We start from the raw sequence: 17,073 nt of genomic DNA on the forward strand, positions 1-17,073 counted from the left end.
GCCGCCGTTCGGCGCGTCCATGATGGCAGGCCGATGAGTCCCGGCGATGAAGCTTCGGGCCGCGTGCGATGGCGTGAGGCGAGGCGTCCGGCTCAGAGCCCGAGATCGCTCAAGCCCGGATGATCGTCGGGACGGCGGCCGAGCGGCCAGCGGAAAAGCCGGTCTGCTTCGCGAATCGGCAAGTCGTTGATGGAGGCATGGCGGCGCGCCATCAGCCCGTTCTCATCGAACTCCCAGTTCTCGTTGCCGTACGAGCGGAACCAGTTGCCCGAATCGTCGTGGCACTCGTAGGCGAAGCGCACCGCGATGCGATTGTCCGTGAACGCCCACAGCTCCTTGATGAGCCGGTAATCGAGTTCGCGCGCCCACTTGCGCGTGAGAAGCGCGACGATGGCTTCGCGACCCGTCACGAATTCGGCGCGATTGCGCCAGACGCTTTGCGGCGTGTAGGCAAGCGCAACACGCTGCGGATCACGCGTGTTCCAGCCGTCCTCGGCTGCACGCACTTTCTGGATCGCGGTCTCACGGGTGAAAGGCGGCAGCGGCGGACGGACTTCGGCGGGCGTCGTCGGTTGGGTGGCACTCATGCGTCTGCTCCATGGAGAGGGCGGCGCACCGGGACGGCGCGCGCGCATAGAAACGGCAGCGAAGCTTGCGCGGCTAGCGGCGCGCTCGTGCGGCCTCGCGCTTGTTGGGTACGGCGCCGCGCGTTCGCGGCGCTCGAGCCAATCGGGCCGGCCGGGGCGCGAGCGCATCGAGTAAATGCTGGCCGGCGGCGCGCGCATCGAGCGCCGCGTCCGCCTCGCCGCTCACGAGCGCCACGCCAATCGCGCCGTCGATCAGGATCAGCCACTGGCGCGCGAGCCGCGCCGCCACGCGCCGGTCCGCGCCAACCACTTCGGCCCATGCCGCGCATTGCTCGCCGACGAAAGCGAGCAAGCGCGCCTTGTGCAGGCGGGCGACCTCGCGCACGGGGTCGTCGGGCGAGGCGGTCTCGCCCGCGGCGTTCAGGAAGGCGCAACCGTGAAAGCCTTCCGAGGCAAACCACTCGCGCAGCACGTCGAACATGCCGATCAGGCGCGTACGCGGCGTGCGACCCCGACGCATCGTGCCTTCGACGAACCAGCGCATCCAGCGCTCGTCGCGGCGCGCGAGCGCGGCGGCCACCAGCGCATCCTTCGACTCGAACCAGGTGTAGAAGCTCTTGCGCGCGGCGCCCGCCGCGCGGACGATCGCGTCGACTCCGGTGGCATGGATGCCGCCCGCGTAGATGAGGGCCTCGGCGGCCTCCAGCAGACGCTCGCGTGCATCGGACGGGGAAGCGGCCGGGGAGGCTTGCGGCGCGTCGGCGGCGGCACTCGTGTTGTTGCTCATGACTTCATCTCTTCACAGGGTGTCCGCTTCGCGCGTGGGTCAATCGGGCCGTGGTCGATCAGACGACGGAACGCGAGGTGGAACGATCGTTCTCCATGTCACGCAATGTAGAACGATCATTCTCCGAAGTCAAGACACGACCTGGACGCGAGTTCGTGCGGGCGCGCGGGCAACCGCCGCGTCATGCGTCCTGACCGCCCGGACGCCGCCACACGGCCGGTCCCGCAATCACGAAGACGGCCGCGACAACGAGCGCAAGCCCGGCAAGCCGCGCGGGCGTGAGCGGCTCGCCCAGCACGAGCGCCGCGAGCACCACGCCCGAGACGGGCGCGACGGCCGTGAAGATGGCTGCCTCGCGCCCGTGGCGTGTACCAGTCGGCACCAGTGCGTAGTACGCCACGGCCAACATGGCGTGCGAGGGTAGCGCATGCAGCGCGCCAGTTGCCGCGACGGCGGACAGAAGGCCGCCATTCAAAGCGGCGGCGTCGCGAGACGGCAGCAGCACGGCGCGAGCCGCCGCCCGTCAGCGAACGGTTGCCTGCGTGCTGTGCGGCGGGCGCGAGCGTGACCAGCGCCACGCCGAGGCTCGCCACCCCAACCGCGGCCAGCGTGCTTGCGCGCAGGCGCTCGCGCAGCACCACGGCGGCGGTGAGCGCGCACACGGCGGGCAAGGTGCCGAGGATGATCCCCGCGTCGGCGGCCGAGGTCCGCTGCGTCCCGGCGATCAGCAAAACGGTGTAGCCGACGCTGCCGAGCGCCTGTGCAAAGCACACGGGCAGTGCGAACGCGAAGCGCAGCGCGGTCGCGGGCATCGGATCGAGTCCGGTGCCGATGATCTTGCTGGCAATCACCGTGCTGCCCACGGTGATCATGGCGAGGGTCAACTGCAGATGCGCGACGGACCGCGACGACGACGCGCGCGGCGATTTTGCGGGTGACAGCGAAGAGGACATGGGGCGCTCCAGGGATTGAAGCACCGGTATAGATCGCGGCGGGCGCGGCGTCTTGGATCGGTGTGCAGCAAGCGACGAAGCGTGGCGGCGGCCGGCCTTTGCGGCCTTTGCGGCCTTTGCGGCCTTTGCGGCCTTTGCGGCCTTTGCGGCCGTCGACGGCAACCGTCAGGCGGGGCCGGCGCCCTGCGCGAGCCGGTAACGGCCCGGCGATACGCCGAACTGGCGGGCAAACGCCCGGTTCAGATGGCTCTGGTCGCAGAAGCCGGCCGCGAGCGCCGCCTGCGCGGGCGCGTGGCCGGCCTTGAGCAGGCGCCGCGCGAGTCCGACGCGACAATGCAGGATGTATTGATGCGGCGGCACGCCGAACGCCTGCACGAAGCCGCGATGCAGCTGGAAGCGGCTGAGCCCCGCGGCGCCCGCCAGCTCGGCGAGCGAGAAAGCCTGGCCCGGATCCGCGTCGATCATCTCGCGCACGCGCGCCACGGCTAGCGGCGAGCACGGCGCGAGCGGCCGGCGGTGGCCGAGGTCGCGCACGAGCCGCGTCATGGCGTCGAGCGCCGCGCCATCGAAAGCCATGGCCGCGAGGTCGCCGCGCGCGGCCGTGGCATAGCCGAACGCGGCATCAAAGAGCGCGCGCAGGCGTGGATCGGCGATCACGGGCGCGAAGAGCGCGAAACCGGCGTCGTCGCCCTGGGTGATGTCGGCCTGCAGCGCATCGATCCAGCGCGGCTCGAAATAGAGCATGCGCCAGCGCCGCGCGCCCGCGCCGAGCGGACGCCCGTCGTGGACTTCGCCGGGATTGACGAGAATGAGGTTGCCGGGCACGGCCTCGACCACGCCCGCATCGGAGAGGGACACATGGCCGCCCGCATCGATCACGCCGATGCCGTACTGGTCGTGCGCATGGCGCGCGAAGCTGCGCGCCGAGGCGGCCGTCATGGCGTCGACCTCGCGCACGTGCGTGGCGTGAAAGCGGACCGAATCGTTCGCAGTGGACATGCGGCGGCTTCCTCCGGGCGGCCCGGGCGCTCCAGGCTCCCCACGTTCCAGTAACAGGCGGCGATCCGATATCAAACCCGAAATCGGGCCGCGTGGCAATGCGTGGGGCAAACGCTGCGCTCGAGGCGCTGTCCGAAGGCTGCGCGCGCATGCGCTTCGTCCCTCGTGCCAGGAGACTCGCCGCGCAACGTGCAAGAATGACGGCCCGCGCCCGATCTGCGGCCATTCAAGAATCATGGCTGTCGATGGAACAAAAGTGCGCCGCCAATCGTAACTCCAGTAACTACAGTCACGATTCTCACTCGCCAGGCACCCGAAACGGAGACGCCATGAACCGCTCCCCAGCCGCAGCCTCCCCACACGCGGGCCGCCGTACGCTGTGCGCCGCGCTGGCCGCGGCCTGCCTGCTGCTCGGCTGCACGCCGCTGCGCGTCGTCACGCACAGCGTGAGCCCCACCGAGGCGTCCGTGCCGGCGGGACATTACACGCTGGACGCGCATCACTGGAGCATCGTGTTCGACGTCGACCATCTGCACTACACGCGCTTCGTGATGCGCTTCGATCGCGCGAGCGCGCAGCTCCACTGGCGCGCGAACGCACTGGAGAATGCGACGGTGGAGGCCGTGATCGACGCGGCGAGTCTCGACACCAACGTGCCGCTGCTCGATCGCATGGTGAAGGGTTCGCAGATGCTGGACGTCGAGCGCTATGCCCAGATCCGCTTCGTCAGCACACATTTCGAGCGCACCGCCGACATGGATGGCAAGCCCGCCGGCACGCTCACGGGCGATCTCACGATTCATGGCGTGACGCAACCGGTCACGCTCGACGTGGTGTTCAACGGCTATGCGCCGAATCCGCTCACGAAGCAGCCGACGCTCGGTTTTGCGGCCACGGGGCGTTTCAGCCGCGCGAAGTTCGGGCTGACGACGTGGTATCCGGCCGTGGGCGACGAGATCGACGTGCGCATCCAGGCCGAGTTCGAACAGGCGCCGCCGGGCGGGGCGGCGGCATCGGAGGCAGCGCCGCAATGAGCGGCGCGAGACCTCAGGCGGTGGTCCAGTCGAGAATCACCTTGCCGCTCTCGCCGGAGAGCATCGCCGCGAAGCCCTGCTCGTAGTCGTCCACGCTGAAGCGGTGCGTGATGATGGGCGAGAGATCGAGCCCGCTTTGCAGCATCGCGACCATCTTGTACCAGGTCTCGAACATCTCACGGCCATAAATGCCCTTGATTTCGAGGCCTTTGAAGATCACCTGATTCCAGTCGATGGCGGTTTGCGCGGGCGGAATGCCGAGCAGCGCGACCTTGCCGCCATGGTTCATCGACTCGAGCATCGCCGTGAACGCGCTCGGCACGCCCGACATCTCGAGACCCACGTCGAAGCCTTCAGTCATGTGCAGCTCGTTCATCACGTCGCGCAGCGATTCGCGCGAGACGTTCACCGCGCGCGTCGCGCCCATCTTGCGCGCGAGCTCGAGCCGATAGTCGTTCACGTCGGTGATCACGACATTGCGCGCGCCCACGTGCTTCGCGATCGCCACGGCCATGATGCCGATCGGCCCCGCGCCGGTGATGAGCACGTCCTCGCCCACGAGGTTGAACGAGAGCGCCGTATGCGTGGCGTTGCCGAACGGATCGAAGATCGCGGCGAGATCGTCGGAGATCTCGGGCGGGATCTTGAAGGCGTTGAAGGCCGGAATCACGAGGTATTCGGCGAATGCGCCTTCGCGGTTCACGCCCACGCCGGTGGTGTTGCGGCACAGGTGGCGGCGTCCCGCGCGACAGTTGCGGCAGAAGCCGCAGGTGATATGGCCTTCTCCCGAGACGCGGTCGCCGATCTCGAAGCCGCGCACCTCCTGGCCCATCTCGACGATCTCGCCCACATATTCGTGGCCCACGTGCATGGGCACCGGGATGGTCTTTTGCGCCCAGTCGTCCCACTTCCAGATATGGATATCGGTGCCGCAGATCGCCGTGCGGCGGATCTTGATCATCACGTCGTTGTGGCCGACTTCGGGCTTCTTCACGCGGGTGAGCGTGAGGCCCGGGGCACGTTCGAGCTTGGCAAGTGCTTTCATGTTATTTCGTCATCCTTCTCAAATCACGCCAAGCTGCTTGCCTACGCGCGCAAACGCGGCCACGGCGCGGTCGATCTGCTCGGGGGTATGCGCCGCGCTCATCTGCGTGCGGATGCGTGCGCGGCCCTTCGGCACGACCGGATACGAAAAGCCGATCACGTAGACGCCTTCGTGCAACAAGGCATCGGCCATCTTCGCGGCGACCTGCGCGTCTCCGAGCATTACGGGGATGATCGGATGCTCGCCCGGCACAAGCGTAAAGCCGAGCGCGCTCATCTCGCGGCGGAAATGCGCGCCGTTGGCCTGCACACGCGCGCGCAATTGCGCGCCTTCGGCGCTCGCGATCAGCTCGAGCACCGCGAGCGACGCGGCCGCGATGCTCGGCGTGAGCGTGTTCGAGAACAGATAGGGGCGCGAGCGCTGGCGCAGCAGCTCGATCACTTCCTTCTTCGCGGCCACATAACCGCCCGACGCGCCACCGAGCGCCTTGCCGAGCGTGCCCGTGATGATGTCCACGCGTTGCGCCACGCCGCAATGCTCGGGCGTGCCGCGGCCATGCGCGCCGATGAAGCCCACGGCATGCGAGTCGTCGACCATCACGAGCGCGCCGTAGCGGTCGGCCAGATCGCAGATGCCCTTGAGGTCGGCGATGATGCCGTCCATCGAGAACACCCCGTCGGTCGCAATGAGCTTGTAGCGCGCGCCGGCTTCATCGGCTTCGCGCAGCTTCGCTTCGAGATCGGCGAGATCGTTGTTCTTGTAGCGGTAGCGGCGCGCCTTCGAGAGCCGCACGCCGTCGATGATGCTCGCGTGATTGAGCTCGTCGCTGATGATCGCGTCCTCTTCGCCGAGCAGCGTTTCGAAGAGGCCGCCATTGGCGTCGAAGCAGCTCGAATAGAGAATGCAGTCGTCGGTCTGCAGGAATGCGGCGAGCGCGCTTTCGAGCTGCTTGTGCACCGTTTGCGTGCCGCAGATGAAGCGCACCGAGGCCATGCCGAAGCCGTCGCGCTCGAGCCCGTCTTTCGCGGCGGCGATCAGGCGCGCGTCGTTTGCGAGGCCCAGATAATTGTTGGCGCAGAAGTTCAGCACGTCGCTGCCGTCGGCCAAGCCGATGGACGACGATTGCGGCGTCGCGATCACGCGCTCGCTCTTGTAGAAGCCGTCCGCGCGAATCTGGTCGAGCGTCGCGCGCAGGTGATCGAGATAGGGGGTAGCCATTGCATCGTGCTCCTGACAGCCCAAGCCGCGGCTGCTATAGTCGCCGTCAGCTTTGAGCGAAATTATTCGTTTTTCCGAACCCAAGTTCGATATATCGAACAACTTTAATCGATGAGGCAGTCTATGGCAAGCATCGGCACAGGTTCGCGTGCGGGCAAGCGTGCAGCATCGCCGGATTCATCGGCCGAACATTCCGGCGCAGCGAACCACGCCGGTGCCCACGCAGGCGAGAACACGGAGGCCAAAACCCCCACGCGCAAATCCCGCGCCGCAGCAAACCCGGCGGCGGAGCTCCCGGATCCGTCCGTTCGGGCCGCGCCTGCCGCGCCGCCGCGCGTGGGCGAGCAGATCCAGCGTCTGCGCAGCGAGCGCAAGATGACGCTCGACGAGCTGTCACGCGCGGCCGGCGTCTCAAAATCCATGCTATCGGAAATCGAGCGCGACAAGGCGAATCCGACGATCGCCGTGGCGTGGCGGCTCACTAACGCGCTGGGCGTGAAGCTCGATTCGCTGTTCGTCGCGCCGCGCGCGCCCGACGCCATCACCGTAGCCGGGCCGCACGACATCCCGACCCTGCATGGCCACGAGGCGGGCTATCAGTTGCGCGTCTGGGGGCCGATCGAGCTGGCCGGCCATTTCGAGTGGTACGAGCTCACGCTCAAGCCAGGCGGCGCCCTGGTGTCGGCGGCGCACGAGCCGGGAACACGCGAACATCTCACCGTTCTGCAGGGCACGATCGAAGTAGAGGCGGGGGACGCGCACGAGCGGCTGAAGGCGGCGGACACGGCGCGCTATATCGGCGACCAGCCGCACGCGATCCGCAACGTGGGCAAGGGCGAGGCGCGCGCGCTGCTGATCGTGATCCACGGTTGAGCGGACGGCAGTCACCCGTCGCAGACGTTCAAGCGCCGCGCCGCATCCGACCGTTCGACGATCCCTGGCCGAACGGATGAGGCTGCACGATCGCGCCGACTACTGTATATTCATACAGTAAAAAGAACGACCGGAGCAGCCGCCATGCACACCCCGCAAACCTCGCGAACCCCGAACGAGCAGGAGCTGGCCGCCTTGCGTTTTCAGGCGGCCGCGCGCGACCTCGAGCAGATCGTGCGCAACATCGCGCAACGCTATATCGCCCAGCAGGTGCCGCTCACCTGGCGCCTGTTGCACGCGATCGAGGCGGAAGCGCTCGCCGACCTCGGCTTCGCGAGCCGTCACGACGCGCTCATGCTCGGCCTGTTCCAGCGTCCTGGCGGTCTCGCGTACCCGGAAACCGACGAAACCGTCGACTTCGGCCAGTCCAATGCGCTGCCGGCGGTGTTCGCATTCGCCGTCAGCGCCTATGAGCGGGCGGCCCAAAGCGCACAGGACGCCCAGCGCGAAGCCCGGCGGCGCGCCGCAGCGAAGCGCTCGCGCGCGTGGGGCGGCTGACGGCCATCGCGTGTCGCCGCGCGCGGCAGGGCCGGCTTCGCCGCATGCCGGCGCCCCGGCCCGCGTGGATTTCGCTAGAATCCCTTCTCGTAACGCAACTAACGGAAGGATAGTGATGAGCGCCTCCCATTCCTCTCGCGACCTCTTCGACCAGCAACGCAAGGACTGGCAGCACGATCCCGCCGCCGCCTTCGACGCCTGGCTGGCTTCCCAGGATCTGCGCCAGTCGTCGGCCGACGTCTACCGCGTGCAATGGGGGCGGTTTCTCGAATGGCTCGCGCTCAAGCGCAAGACGATTGTTTCCGTGGACACCGGCACGATCGCCGAATTCGTCGCGGGGCTCGAGGTGAAAAAGCCGCAGCGGCTGCGCTATCTGCGCCTCATCGAGCGCGTGCTCGATCACGTGCGCCAGATCGAGCTGGCGTCCACGAACCCCGCGCGCTTCATCGCCCAAGACGGCGAGGCCGCCTGGCGCAATGCGCGCGAGAACGAACCCACCGGATTTCTCACTTCCATAGAGCGTGCCGCCGTGATCGCGCGGCTGTTCGCGCCGCTGACCGAGCAGTCGGCCGCGAAGCGCTGGCGCGAGCGGCGCGACCGCGCGCTCGTAGCCGTCTTCCTCGGCGGCGGCCTGAAAACCGGCGACGCCATTGCACTGAAGCTCGACGCCACGGCCATCGGCTCGGAGTGGATCACCCTCGAAGCCGACAATCCGGCTTTCACCCACAGCACGCGGCTCGCGCCTTTCGCCGTCGACGTGATGGGGGCCTGGCTCGAAGCGCGCCGTCTCGCGGGCCTGCCCGGGCAGCTCGTGTTTCCCGGCTCGCCCAATGGGCGTCCGATGCACAAGGCCACCGTGCTGCGCGCAATCGATGCGTTGATGGAGGCGGCGGGCATCGCGCAAACTCGCGCCGAACGCGCGAGCCCGCAAACCCTGCGCAACAGCTTCGCGGCCGATCTGTTCGAGCGCGGCACGGACGCGGATCAGGTGGGGCAGTGGCTCGGCTTCCTGCAACCGATTTCCGCGGGGCGGCTGCATCGCGCATGGCGCGTCTGGGCCGACCGGGAGGCATCCGCGAGTCGCGCGGACGTCGCACCCGAAGCAGGCTGAAGCAGGCTGGAAGCTCGAGGCGGAAGCAGACTGAAGCACACTGAGGCTCGAGGCGGAAGCAGACTGAGGCTCGAGGCGGAAAGCACTATCCGCCTATATCGCACACGGCTTCGGCTCCCGTAAAAGCTCCCGTTCCTGACTCCCGGCGTCTCCCGAAAATACTCACCTAACGGCGTTTCGGGCATCTTTCTTGCCCGCTGCAAAGCGCGCAACAGCCTCGAGCCGCGACACGCCCAGACCCGATGTGTAGTCGCACTCGGGACACGACAGTTCGAAGCGGCCATCGACCTGTGCGAGCTCTGGCTCGCCGTCCTCACAGTTCGGGCAATGCGCCGGCAGGCTCACATGGGCATCGACACGCGTGCCGAGCTGCGCCAGCTCGTCCTCGCCCAGGCGCCCCGCCTGCGCGAGCGCGCACAGCACGCCGGCAACCGAACCGTCGAGACCCTGTTGCGTGCGCAACGTCGTAACCTGGCGCGTGAGCACGTCAACCTCGTCCGAGCGCTCGCGCAACACGGCGTCGAGCCGGTCCGCCCGCGCCTTGGCTGTGGCGAGTTGCTGGATAAATTCGAATTCCTTTTTGCCGGCCTCGCGCTGGGCCGACTGCCACGTGGACGACATCGTGCGCAGCGAATCGAGCTCGACCAACATCGGCTTCACGCGGCGCTCGGCCTCCGCGAGCGCATCCTTGATCTGTTGCGCATAGTGCTCGGTGCTTTTGCGCATTTCTTCGTGCAAGCCGTCGATGCGGTCGCGCAGGCCGGCATTGGTGGTCTGCTCCGTCTCGATACGTTTCTGGAGCGACTCGTTTTCAGCTTCGAGACGGCGCGCCGTCGACTGCAGGCTGTCCTGATGCAGTGCGCCATGCGCGGAAGCGGTCGCCAGCTGGCTTTCGAGCTCGCGCACGCGTGCCCAGGCCGCTTCAATGCGGGCCTCGCTGCGCTGGAGCATTTCATCAGCGGCAAGACGCCGGGCTTCTGCGTCGCGCAATGCCTGTTCGGCATCGTGGCGGCCAGACTCGATTTCCTGGCGCTCGGCCTCGAGCGTCTGACGGGCCAGCGCCCGGGCTTCTTCATATAGCGCACCGAGGAGCTCGCCGGCGCGCTCTTCCAACGCGGATGGAATGGCGCCGTTGCCGACGCGCACCTTCGACGCCGCACGAATGCGTTGCCAGAAAAGCTCGATGTCTTTGGGAATGTCACTGGCGCTGCCGGTCTGGGTCAAATCCCGGACGGTGGCCATTGAGGGACGGATGCCGAAGTCGAAAAAGAGACGCTTGCAGGCATGTAAGGACAGGTCCTGGCGCCGCGCACCGTCTTTGCGCAAAGTTTCCAGCTCTTCGCGGAGGGCCAGGCGGTCTTCGTCTCGAATCATGGTCGTCTCTGCGAGGGATAATGGATCGAATAATAACAAATTACGTATTGATCGATACAAAAATCCGTGCGGACTTTGGCGGATGTGTCATTCAGGCGAAGAAGGCACTCCAGATGACGCTTTTGTTGTCGTTCGAGTGAGCATTTCGTGAAACAAAACGAAGTTTGTTCCATAAGCCATTGTAAATGCTTGGCTTTCTGGAAGCGAACCATTTATAGACGTTGTTTCACGAGCGGTTGTACTGGCAGAAACGGATCTCGAGGCTCTGAGGGGTGTGGATATCCCGGAGGGCTCGCGGGGTAGATGGGCTTGAGAGTAATAAAAGTAAACACCCTTGATACCTGTTAAAAGACGTTAACGCCACAGCAAACCCTTACCTGGCTTGGGTTTCAGCCCGAACAGGTGAAGCTTTACGGGAACGGTGGTGAGCCTCTGCGGGACAGGCGGGTGATGGGCTTCGGGGAAGGGGGTGAGCGCCTGCGGGACAGGAAGTGAGCGGGTTCGGGACGACCCCGATTCTTGACTCAGCAGCAAGGGTGAGTCAATACAGGAGCGGATGGGGAATCTGCCCCCGACACATCGGGGCCGCGGCTGTTGTTACGTGAATTGCAACGGTGAGGGGATTCGGGGCGTGCGATTGGGCGGGTTTTTGGCGTCAATTTGGGCCGCCTGAAAGCTGCGGTGAGGAAGATCGGGAAGAATCGCCTGGCCAAGGTGAAGCTTTTCGGGAGGCGAAGGGGCATTTTGACCGGATTTGCGGCTTTCGGGACCCTGAGGTGAGCTTTTACAGGAGCGCAAGAGTGTTTGATTCACCGCGGAGACGACGATGCCGCAGGAGGCCTCGACTCCGCGTGCGTATTAAGGTGAGCTTTTACGGGAGTTTGTCGCAGTGCCGCGAAATCGGCCCTGGCTGTCGTGCTGTGCTCGCGTCAGGTGAGTCTATTCGGGAGCCAATTTGGGCCGAAAAAGTCGCTCTGGTGAGCCTTTTCGGGAGCAAGTTGGCGTTCACTGACGCCGGAAGGTTGATTTGCAAAGGCGCCTGATGCTGCCAGGTGTTTCGGCTGATCCATCAAGGTGAGGTTTTTCAGGAGCTTCTGGTGCGAGGTGGTGATGCGCGCTTTCAGTCTGCACGACGCTTTGAGGTGAGAATTTTCGGGACTGGCCGGTTTCCTTGAGTGGTCGACGTGGATTGTGGATAACCCTAGGAATCTATTGGCTTTTTCCGGCTTTCCATAGCAAAGGTGAGCGTTTTCGGGAGCGGTTGCGCTGGCCTCTTCAGGTCGGGTACGGCGGCCATTCCCGTCCTCCCAGACTCCAAAGGTGAGCGTTTTCGGGGAGCGTAATGGCGGGGATCGGCTTGCTGTTTTGGCCACAAGCGTTACAGACTCAAACCTCGTGGCGTGTTAAAGGTGAGCTTTTTCAGGGGCGGTCGAGCCGTTCGGGCAATCTGTGGGGGGCTTGCGGGCTCTCGTGACGCGCTGCAGCGGGCACCCATAGCTGGTCACAAAGAGGTTGGACGCAAGCGGCGGGGGCGTTGCAGTGCGTCAGGCCTGCGCAACTAGCGCACCTGAGGGAGGTGATGGATCGCGGATGCGGCGGGCCTAAGCGGGTGCGCTATCCGCTCCAGGTGCTATCCGGTGATGGTCTCGGAGCCGTTCGGCACATTTGGGTTGCCCCACTTTGGGCTGTTCCATGCGGGCTGGCTGCATCCCGCTGGCCCATCAGCGCCGGCACGCCAAGGCGGCGAGCACATCGGCCTGCTGTTGCGTTTGCGCCAGGAAATTTTTTGAGGTGAGCTTGTTCGGGAGCCGATCGACACCTTTCGGAGAAGCTCCGGATGAGCGGTGGATGCCCAAACCCCGAGTGCGTTGGGAGCCCGGCGGACAGGCGCTTGCCGGCAAGGTGAGCGTTTTCGGGAGCCCGTCGCGGTGAGGTGCGCGCCGCAGACTCGCTTCACCGGCAATGGTGAGAGTGGGCCTATAGACGCGTTTCACCACAGGCGGTATCCTTTCGCGAAATCTCACCTCGACCCGACGCATGGCCACGAAGCGCGTGAAAAAAACCGATGTGGTGAGCCCGAGCTCGGCCGAATTGCGCAAGGCCGTCGAGGCGATCGCGATTCAGCCGAAGAGCGGCAAGATCACCCTGCTGACCCGCAAGCTCTTCAACGTCCTGCTCGCCGTCGCGCAGCAGGCAGATGAGTCTGGCGACACCTACCGTGCGCTCCTGTCCGACATCGTCGCGAACTCGGCGTTCGATTCTAACGACACGGCGCTCGTCAAGGAACATCTGCGGCGCATGGTGTCGGTGCAGGTCGAATGGAGCCAGGGCACCTCGAGCCAGAAGCCGGGGCGCAAGTGGGGCATCTCAACACTGATCGCCGACGCGGAAATTCTCGAAGACCCGGCCACCCGTCGCGTCTGGGTGGAATTCTCGTTCGCGCCCAAGATCAAGAAGAAGCTGCTGGATCCTGTCCAGTATGCCCGGCTGAGCCTGCAATTCCAGAGCCAGTTGCGCAGCAGCGCCGGTCTCGCACTCTACGAAATCTGCGTGCGTTATCTCACCAATCCTAGCCATCTGACGATGCGCGAGACGTGGGAGTGGTGGCGGCCGATCCTGTCGGGCACGCCCGACACCGAGGCTGGCGACGAAGCCAAGCGCGAGTACAAGTATTTCAAACGCGATTACCTGCGACCGGCCATTGCGGAAGTCAACGCCGTAACGAACATCTTTGTCGAGCTGATCGAGCATCGCGAAGGCCGGCGGGTTGCCGAAATCCAGTTTCGCGTGACGGAGCGCAAGCAGCCCATGCTCGCGCTCGACGAGCACCCGAACGTCTTCGACAGCACGCTCGTCGACCGCATGGTCAAGATCGGCATTCCGCTGAAGGAAGCCCAGTCGCTTTATGCCGACAGCGAGGAAAACCGTATCCGCGCGGCGCTTCAGCTGACCGAACAGCGCATGCGCAGCACGAGCCTGCCGCCCGTGCGCAGCGCCGCAGCGCTGTTCAAGGATGCATTGAAGAAGGGCTACGCGCCCCCGGTGGAAGACGGCGCACCGGGCACGCCGGCCTCGACACGCGCGGTGGCCGGGAGCGTGGCGGCGGACGATCCGAAGGCCCGCCTGATGGACGAATACGCGGCCTACCGGCGCAAGGAAGCGCGTGCGCTCTACGACGAGCAGGGCGAGCTGGAGCGCGAGATTGCACGTACGTCGTTCGAGAACGATGAGTTGCCGGGGCTTGGTTCACATCTGCGCGATGACTGGCGCCGCCGCGGCCTCGACTCGAAACTGGCCGATACGGCGTTCTTCGATTGGCTCGCACGCAAGACGTGGGGCGAACCTACTGACGGCGATCTGCTCGCCTTTACGCTGAGCCAGTCGCGCGCAGCCTGAGCTTTGGCGTCACCGGTTCCGCCGGCCGGTGGGGGCAGGGCAATCAGGGTGTCGTCCGACTCGCAGTGGGTTTCCAGTGAAATACCAATAGAAAAGGTCTTCACGCATAACGCGTGAAGACCTTTTTTCTTTGCTTGCCGCGATTACTTCAGCTTCAGCATTTCTTCGATTTGATGAAGCAGGGCGTCGCGCCGATCCTTCGTGAGACCCTTCAAACGCAGCTCGAGCCGGTCCTCGCCGTACGACTTCAGATCGCCCACGGCTACGCCGTCGAGCTTGATTTCCAGGCGCTGGGCGTAACGCTGTCGGCCAGCGGGCTTGGGGCTTTCCTGTGGCGTTGCCCGGCCCTTCACGATGTCCGCAACCTGGCGCGTGCTGAGGTCGTCGGCAACGATCCGGTTGATCAGACGCAGCGTGGCGTCGGTGCCGCGTGCGCCATGATAGCGGCCAACCTGATAGGCCATGTTCGAGCCGAAGCGATCGGGGCGCGCGACCATTTCGTGCATGACCAATTCGGGCAGCTTGGCGATGGAGAGCGCCACAGCCACGGTCGATTCATCGAGGCCGAGATGATCGGCGAGCTCGCGCTGGCTCTGGAAATGCTTTTCGTCGATAAAGCGCTTCCAGACGATGGCGTTGTCGAAGACGGTCTGCGAGTCGCGCTGGACGTTGAGATCGTAGCCGAGCTTGTAGCTTTCGAGGCCGATGGGCAAGTCGACGACGATTGCCTTGACGACCTCCTTGTTGGCTTCCTTGAGGGCGCGCACGCGCCGCCCGCCGTCGCTGACGTAATAGCTGCCCGGCGCCGCGTAGTCGGGAATCACGTGGATGGCCTGCTGCTGCCCCTGCTTGGCGAGATTGACCGCAAGCTCGGCAATCGACGTCTTCAGATAGAAATGGCGCGGATTGAACGGGCTCGCCTTGATTGCCTTCAGCGGCAACTCGATGATCTGGCCGGGACGATAACCATGCTCAATGCGCCACGCGCGATATTCCGCAGACTCGTGCTCCGTCGAAGCAAGCGCGGCATCTTCCGTGCTCTCGACTGGCTCTGGCTGACTTGCGCGACCGACCGATTCACGTGACTTCGGTTTGTCCTGGACGATGCCGTCGATGGCATTGAGTCGGTCGAGGGCCGTGCGTTTTTCGCTGCTCGTCGTGTCAGGCCGTGCCTGAAAACCTTTGGCAAATTGTGAGGGCTTCATTCAGCGTCCTTTATGCGCATAAAGTCAGGGGAGCATCTCCGCTATTTCGTCGGCGCAAGCGCGCACTTCGACTGCGGCGAGCCGCGCACCGCGATCGCTCATCTGCAGGACCGTTTGGCCAAGAGCCATGGCCTGCTTGTACGCTTCGCGAGTGGGTATTTGTGTTCTGAGCAACGGGAAACCGAGTTCTTCCAGAGCACGCTTCAACTCGCGCGTGAGCATGCGCTTCTCTTCGGTCTTGTTCAGGAGGAAGACGGCCTTCAGGTCTTCGTTCATGACCTGCGCCTGCTGGATCAGCTTGACGAGTCCAACGCTCGACCAGTAGTCGGCCGGCGAGGACGAGGTGGGGATGACGGCGACCGTAGCGGCCAGCAGGACAACGCCAGAGACCTTTTCGGTAATCGACGGCGGGCAGTCGACGATGATGATGTCGTAGTCGCCGATGAACTTCTTGATCTCGCGGTGGATCTGGCCACCCGCCTCAGAAAGATTCACTACCGGGAACGGAATGCCGGTTTCCCCGTCTGTAGATGCGCTCGCCCAATGGACCAACGTGTTCTGGCCGTCGGCATCGACCACGAGTACACGCTTTCCCCTTTCGTGGAATGCCGCGCCGAGATGCATCGCGATCGTGCTCTTGCCGACCCCGCCCTTTTGCTGCGTGACTGCGATTATCTCTGCTGCCAATTGATTTTCTCCTTTTGCTAATTGTTTTGAATTTTACCTGGATTAAGTTGCGATTCAACGGCAGTTGTATGATTTTCATCGCACGGCATGAAGGATTGGCCATTCGGCCAAGGTTTATGCGCATAAAGGTCGGGGGACGCGAGACATCTGGAGGATTCCGGCAACGGAGGGCGTCCTTGGTGAGCGCCTGGAAGTTGCATGGTCGGCCGTGTAGCGCAGGACCGGCCGACAGGTTTATGCGCATAATGGTTGTGACGACGGATGACGGGCTGGGAGTTGGAGTCACTCACGACATTTAGTAGGCACGTGCGGCGCCACGTGCCCTCTCCTGTGAGCACCGCTTTATGCGCATAAAGCCCGAGGGGACGAACGTGAAGTCGCGTCGATTTGAAAGAGCAGCACCCAGGCACCGAACTTCAACAGCCATCCGAAGCCGAGCCCATGCGCTATAAGTGTCCCCAACTTTATGCGCATAAAGCTACCAGCAGATGTTTGGTAGCGGTCACGCGATGCCTCAATGATCAAGCGACCGGTTCGGGCCATTTCATCCTTAAGGGCTGCCTACGCCGGCACCGCTAAGTCCCAGCTGCTCCCACTATTCATCACAACCAGCCCGAGGTTGGATTCACGAGCTACTTCTGCCCTCTCCAGCCTGGCCGGTAAAATTCGTCCCAGTAACAGCCCGCACGAAGCCTGTTCAACCTGGTCGCGTATTCGACAAGCTTGGAGTGCCCTTGAATCCACCGCACCGGTGTCCGTGCCGAGTGACCAGACGGGCACCGCTGTTCCCGATGCAATCTATCCCCCAGACATTCTCGCCTTGAACCCATGATTACGATCTATCACAACGCCCGCTGCTCGAAGTCCCGCGCCACTTGCGAGTTGGTCTCGACCACGTACAACACGACCAATGAACCGGTCGAGGTCGTCGAGTACCTGAAGATTCCGCTCACGGTCGACCAGTTGAAGGCTCTGCACGCCCAGTTGGGCGGTCCGCTGCGCGACATGATGCGCACCAACGAATCCGAGTACGCGGAGCTTGCACTCGATGCCGATGGCGTCACAGATGATCAGCTCTACGAAGCAATCGCGCGCCACCCGATTCTGCTGCAGCGTCCGATTGTCGTGCGTAACGGACGTGCCGTGATCGGCCGTCCGCCGGAAAACGTTGCCGCGCTGTTCGATTGACTTAAGCGGGATCGCCAGATCTGCGCGTGGCCTTCTTCGGGCAGATCCTGCCGGGCGG

16 protein-coding genes and 1 pseudogene are annotated in these 17,073 nt (G+C 64.6%); 7 read left to right on the forward strand and 10 right to left on the reverse strand.

Features of this window, described 5'->3' with window-relative positions:
* Nucleotides 1-92: 92 nt before the first annotated feature.
* The 4 genes and pseudogenes from E1956_RS24785 to E1956_RS47555 all read right to left on the reverse strand — a co-directional run.
* Nucleotides 93-587 (reverse strand): nuclear transport factor 2 family protein, encoded by a 495-nt coding sequence (locus tag E1956_RS24785; RefSeq protein ID WP_134753795.1) that lies wholly within the window; start codon nt 585-587, stop codon nt 93-95.
* Between the two features lie 73 nt (nt 588-660).
* On the reverse strand, nt 661-1,374 hold the full coding sequence (locus tag E1956_RS24790) for a TetR/AcrR family transcriptional regulator (RefSeq protein WP_134753797.1): 714 nt from the start codon (nt 1,372-1,374) through the stop codon (nt 661-663).
* 181 nt (nt 1,375-1,555) lie between these two features.
* Nucleotides 1,556-1,879: a DMT family transporter gene (locus E1956_RS47550; RefSeq protein ID WP_335930009.1), complete on the reverse strand. Its 324-nt coding sequence runs from the start codon at nt 1,877-1,879 to the stop codon at nt 1,556-1,558.
* Nucleotides 1,880-1,997: 118 nt separating this feature from the next.
* A pseudogene (locus E1956_RS47555) lies at nt 1,998-2,246 on the reverse strand (DMT family transporter); the annotation flags it as partial.
* Here E1956_RS47555 and E1956_RS46960 point away from each other — a divergent pair.
* Nucleotides 2,206-2,346, forward strand: a complete 141-nt coding sequence (locus E1956_RS46960; RefSeq protein WP_167760034.1) for a hypothetical protein — start codon at nt 2,206-2,208, stop codon at nt 2,344-2,346. The pseudogene E1956_RS47555 and the gene E1956_RS46960 sit on opposite strands and share 41 nt — an antisense overlap.
* 146 nt (nt 2,347-2,492) lie before the next feature.
* Here E1956_RS46960 and E1956_RS24800 read toward each other — a convergent pair whose 3' ends face one another.
* On the reverse strand, nt 2,493-3,326 hold the full coding sequence (locus E1956_RS24800; RefSeq protein ID WP_134753798.1) for a helix-turn-helix transcriptional regulator: 834 nt from the start codon (nt 3,324-3,326) through the stop codon (nt 2,493-2,495).
* A gap of 329 nt (nt 3,327-3,655) precedes the next feature.
* Between E1956_RS24800 and E1956_RS24805 the strand changes: the two genes are divergently transcribed.
* Nucleotides 3,656-4,360 (forward strand): YceI family protein, encoded by a 705-nt coding sequence (locus tag E1956_RS24805; protein WP_134753799.1) that lies wholly within the window; start codon nt 3,656-3,658, stop codon nt 4,358-4,360.
* 13 nt (nt 4,361-4,373) lie between these two features.
* On the opposite strand, the gene tdh is transcribed toward E1956_RS24805, so the two are convergent.
* Entirely contained in the window at nt 4,374-5,405 is a 1,032-nt protein-coding gene (tdh, locus tag E1956_RS24810; RefSeq protein WP_134753800.1) for an L-threonine 3-dehydrogenase, read from the reverse strand.
* Nucleotides 5,406-5,423: 18 nt separating this feature from the next.
* Complete coding sequence (locus tag E1956_RS24815; RefSeq protein WP_134753802.1) at nt 5,424-6,623, reverse strand: glycine C-acetyltransferase; 1,200 nt, start codon at nt 6,621-6,623, stop codon at nt 5,424-5,426.
* A gap of 123 nt (nt 6,624-6,746) precedes the next feature.
* Between E1956_RS24815 and E1956_RS24820 the strand changes: the two genes are divergently transcribed.
* From E1956_RS24820 to E1956_RS24830, 3 genes are all read left to right on the forward strand, one after another.
* Nucleotides 6,747-7,496, forward strand: coding sequence for a helix-turn-helix domain-containing protein (locus E1956_RS24820; RefSeq protein ID WP_418789278.1), 750 nt, complete (start codon nt 6,747-6,749; stop codon nt 7,494-7,496).
* Nucleotides 7,497-7,640: 144 nt separating this feature from the next.
* Nucleotides 7,641-8,054, forward strand: coding sequence for a DUF2471 family protein (locus tag E1956_RS24825; protein WP_134753804.1), 414 nt, complete (start codon nt 7,641-7,643; stop codon nt 8,052-8,054).
* A 115-nt stretch (nt 8,055-8,169) separates the two neighbouring features.
* Entirely contained in the window at nt 8,170-9,165 is a 996-nt protein-coding gene (locus E1956_RS24830) for a tyrosine-type recombinase/integrase (RefSeq protein WP_134753806.1), read from the forward strand.
* Between the two features lie 162 nt (nt 9,166-9,327).
* Here the strand turns inward: E1956_RS24830 and E1956_RS24835 are convergent, their stop codons facing one another.
* Nucleotides 9,328-10,539: a DNA-binding protein gene (locus E1956_RS24835; RefSeq protein ID WP_134753808.1), complete on the reverse strand. Its 1,212-nt coding sequence runs from the start codon at nt 10,537-10,539 to the stop codon at nt 9,328-9,330.
* Nucleotides 10,540-12,576: 2,037 nt separating this feature from the next.
* Here E1956_RS24835 and E1956_RS24840 point away from each other — a divergent pair.
* The gene (locus E1956_RS24840) at nt 12,577-13,935 is read left to right on the forward strand and encodes a replication initiation protein (protein WP_134753810.1); all 1,359 of its coding nucleotides are present in this window, start codon (nt 12,577-12,579) and stop codon (nt 13,933-13,935) included.
* A 143-nt stretch (nt 13,936-14,078) separates the two neighbouring features.
* On the opposite strand, the gene E1956_RS24845 is transcribed toward E1956_RS24840, so the two are convergent.
* Together E1956_RS24845 and parA are read right to left on the reverse strand one after the other, a co-directional pair.
* The gene (locus tag E1956_RS24845) at nt 14,079-15,140 is read right to left on the reverse strand and encodes a ParB/RepB/Spo0J family partition protein (protein ID WP_134753812.1); all 1,062 of its coding nucleotides are present in this window, start codon (nt 15,138-15,140) and stop codon (nt 14,079-14,081) included.
* Between the two features lie 24 nt (nt 15,141-15,164).
* Complete coding sequence (parA, locus tag E1956_RS24850; RefSeq protein ID WP_028218253.1) at nt 15,165-15,827, reverse strand: ParA family partition ATPase; 663 nt, start codon at nt 15,825-15,827, stop codon at nt 15,165-15,167.
* 828 nt (nt 15,828-16,655) lie between these two features.
* On the opposite strand from parA, the gene arsC reads away from it, so the two are divergent.
* Nucleotides 16,656-17,015, forward strand: coding sequence for an arsenate reductase (glutaredoxin) (gene arsC, locus E1956_RS24855; protein WP_134753814.1), 360 nt, complete (start codon nt 16,656-16,658; stop codon nt 17,013-17,015).
* The last annotated feature ends 58 nt before the right edge of the window (nt 17,016-17,073 follow it).

Origin of the sequence: Paraburkholderia pallida, from assembly GCF_004524855.1 — a bacterium.
Lineage (GTDB): Bacteria > Pseudomonadota > Gammaproteobacteria > Burkholderiales > Burkholderiaceae > Paraburkholderia > Paraburkholderia oxyphila.

Excerpts from the sequence above, each read along its gene's own strand:
- E1956_RS24825 (WP_134753804.1), top strand. The coding sequence starts at position 7,641 with ATGCACACCCCGCAAACCTCGCGAACCCCGAACGAGCAGGAGCTGGCC.
- E1956_RS24830 (WP_134753806.1), top strand. The coding sequence starts at position 8,170 with ATGAGCGCCTCCCATTCCTCTCGCGACCTCTTCGACCAGCAACGCAAG.
- E1956_RS24785 (WP_134753795.1), bottom strand. The coding sequence starts at position 587 with ATGAGTGCCACCCAACCGACGACGCCCGCCGAAGTCCGTCCGCCGCTG.
- E1956_RS24820 (WP_418789278.1), top strand. The coding sequence starts at position 6,747 with ATGGCAAGCATCGGCACAGGTTCGCGTGCGGGCAAGCGTGCAGCATCG.
- E1956_RS24790 (WP_134753797.1), bottom strand. The coding sequence starts at position 1,374 with ATGAGCAACAACACGAGTGCCGCCGCCGACGCGCCGCAAGCCTCCCCG.
- E1956_RS24840 (WP_134753810.1), top strand. The coding sequence starts at position 12,577 with ATGGCCACGAAGCGCGTGAAAAAAACCGATGTGGTGAGCCCGAGCTCG.
- arsC (WP_134753814.1), top strand. The coding sequence starts at position 16,656 with ATGATTACGATCTATCACAACGCCCGCTGCTCGAAGTCCCGCGCCACT.
- E1956_RS24800 (WP_134753798.1), bottom strand. The coding sequence starts at position 3,326 with ATGTCCACTGCGAACGATTCGGTCCGCTTTCACGCCACGCACGTGCGC.
- E1956_RS24845 (WP_134753812.1), bottom strand. The coding sequence starts at position 15,140 with ATGAAGCCCTCACAATTTGCCAAAGGTTTTCAGGCACGGCCTGACACG.
- E1956_RS24805 (WP_134753799.1), top strand. The coding sequence starts at position 3,656 with ATGAACCGCTCCCCAGCCGCAGCCTCCCCACACGCGGGCCGCCGTACG.
- E1956_RS46960 (WP_167760034.1), top strand. The coding sequence starts at position 2,206 with ATGATCTTGCTGGCAATCACCGTGCTGCCCACGGTGATCATGGCGAGG.
- E1956_RS24815 (WP_134753802.1), bottom strand. The coding sequence starts at position 6,623 with ATGGCTACCCCCTATCTCGATCACCTGCGCGCGACGCTCGACCAGATT.
- E1956_RS24835 (WP_134753808.1), bottom strand. The coding sequence starts at position 10,539 with ATGATTCGAGACGAAGACCGCCTGGCCCTCCGCGAAGAGCTGGAAACT.
- tdh (WP_134753800.1), bottom strand. The coding sequence starts at position 5,405 with ATGAAAGCACTTGCCAAGCTCGAACGTGCCCCGGGCCTCACGCTCACC.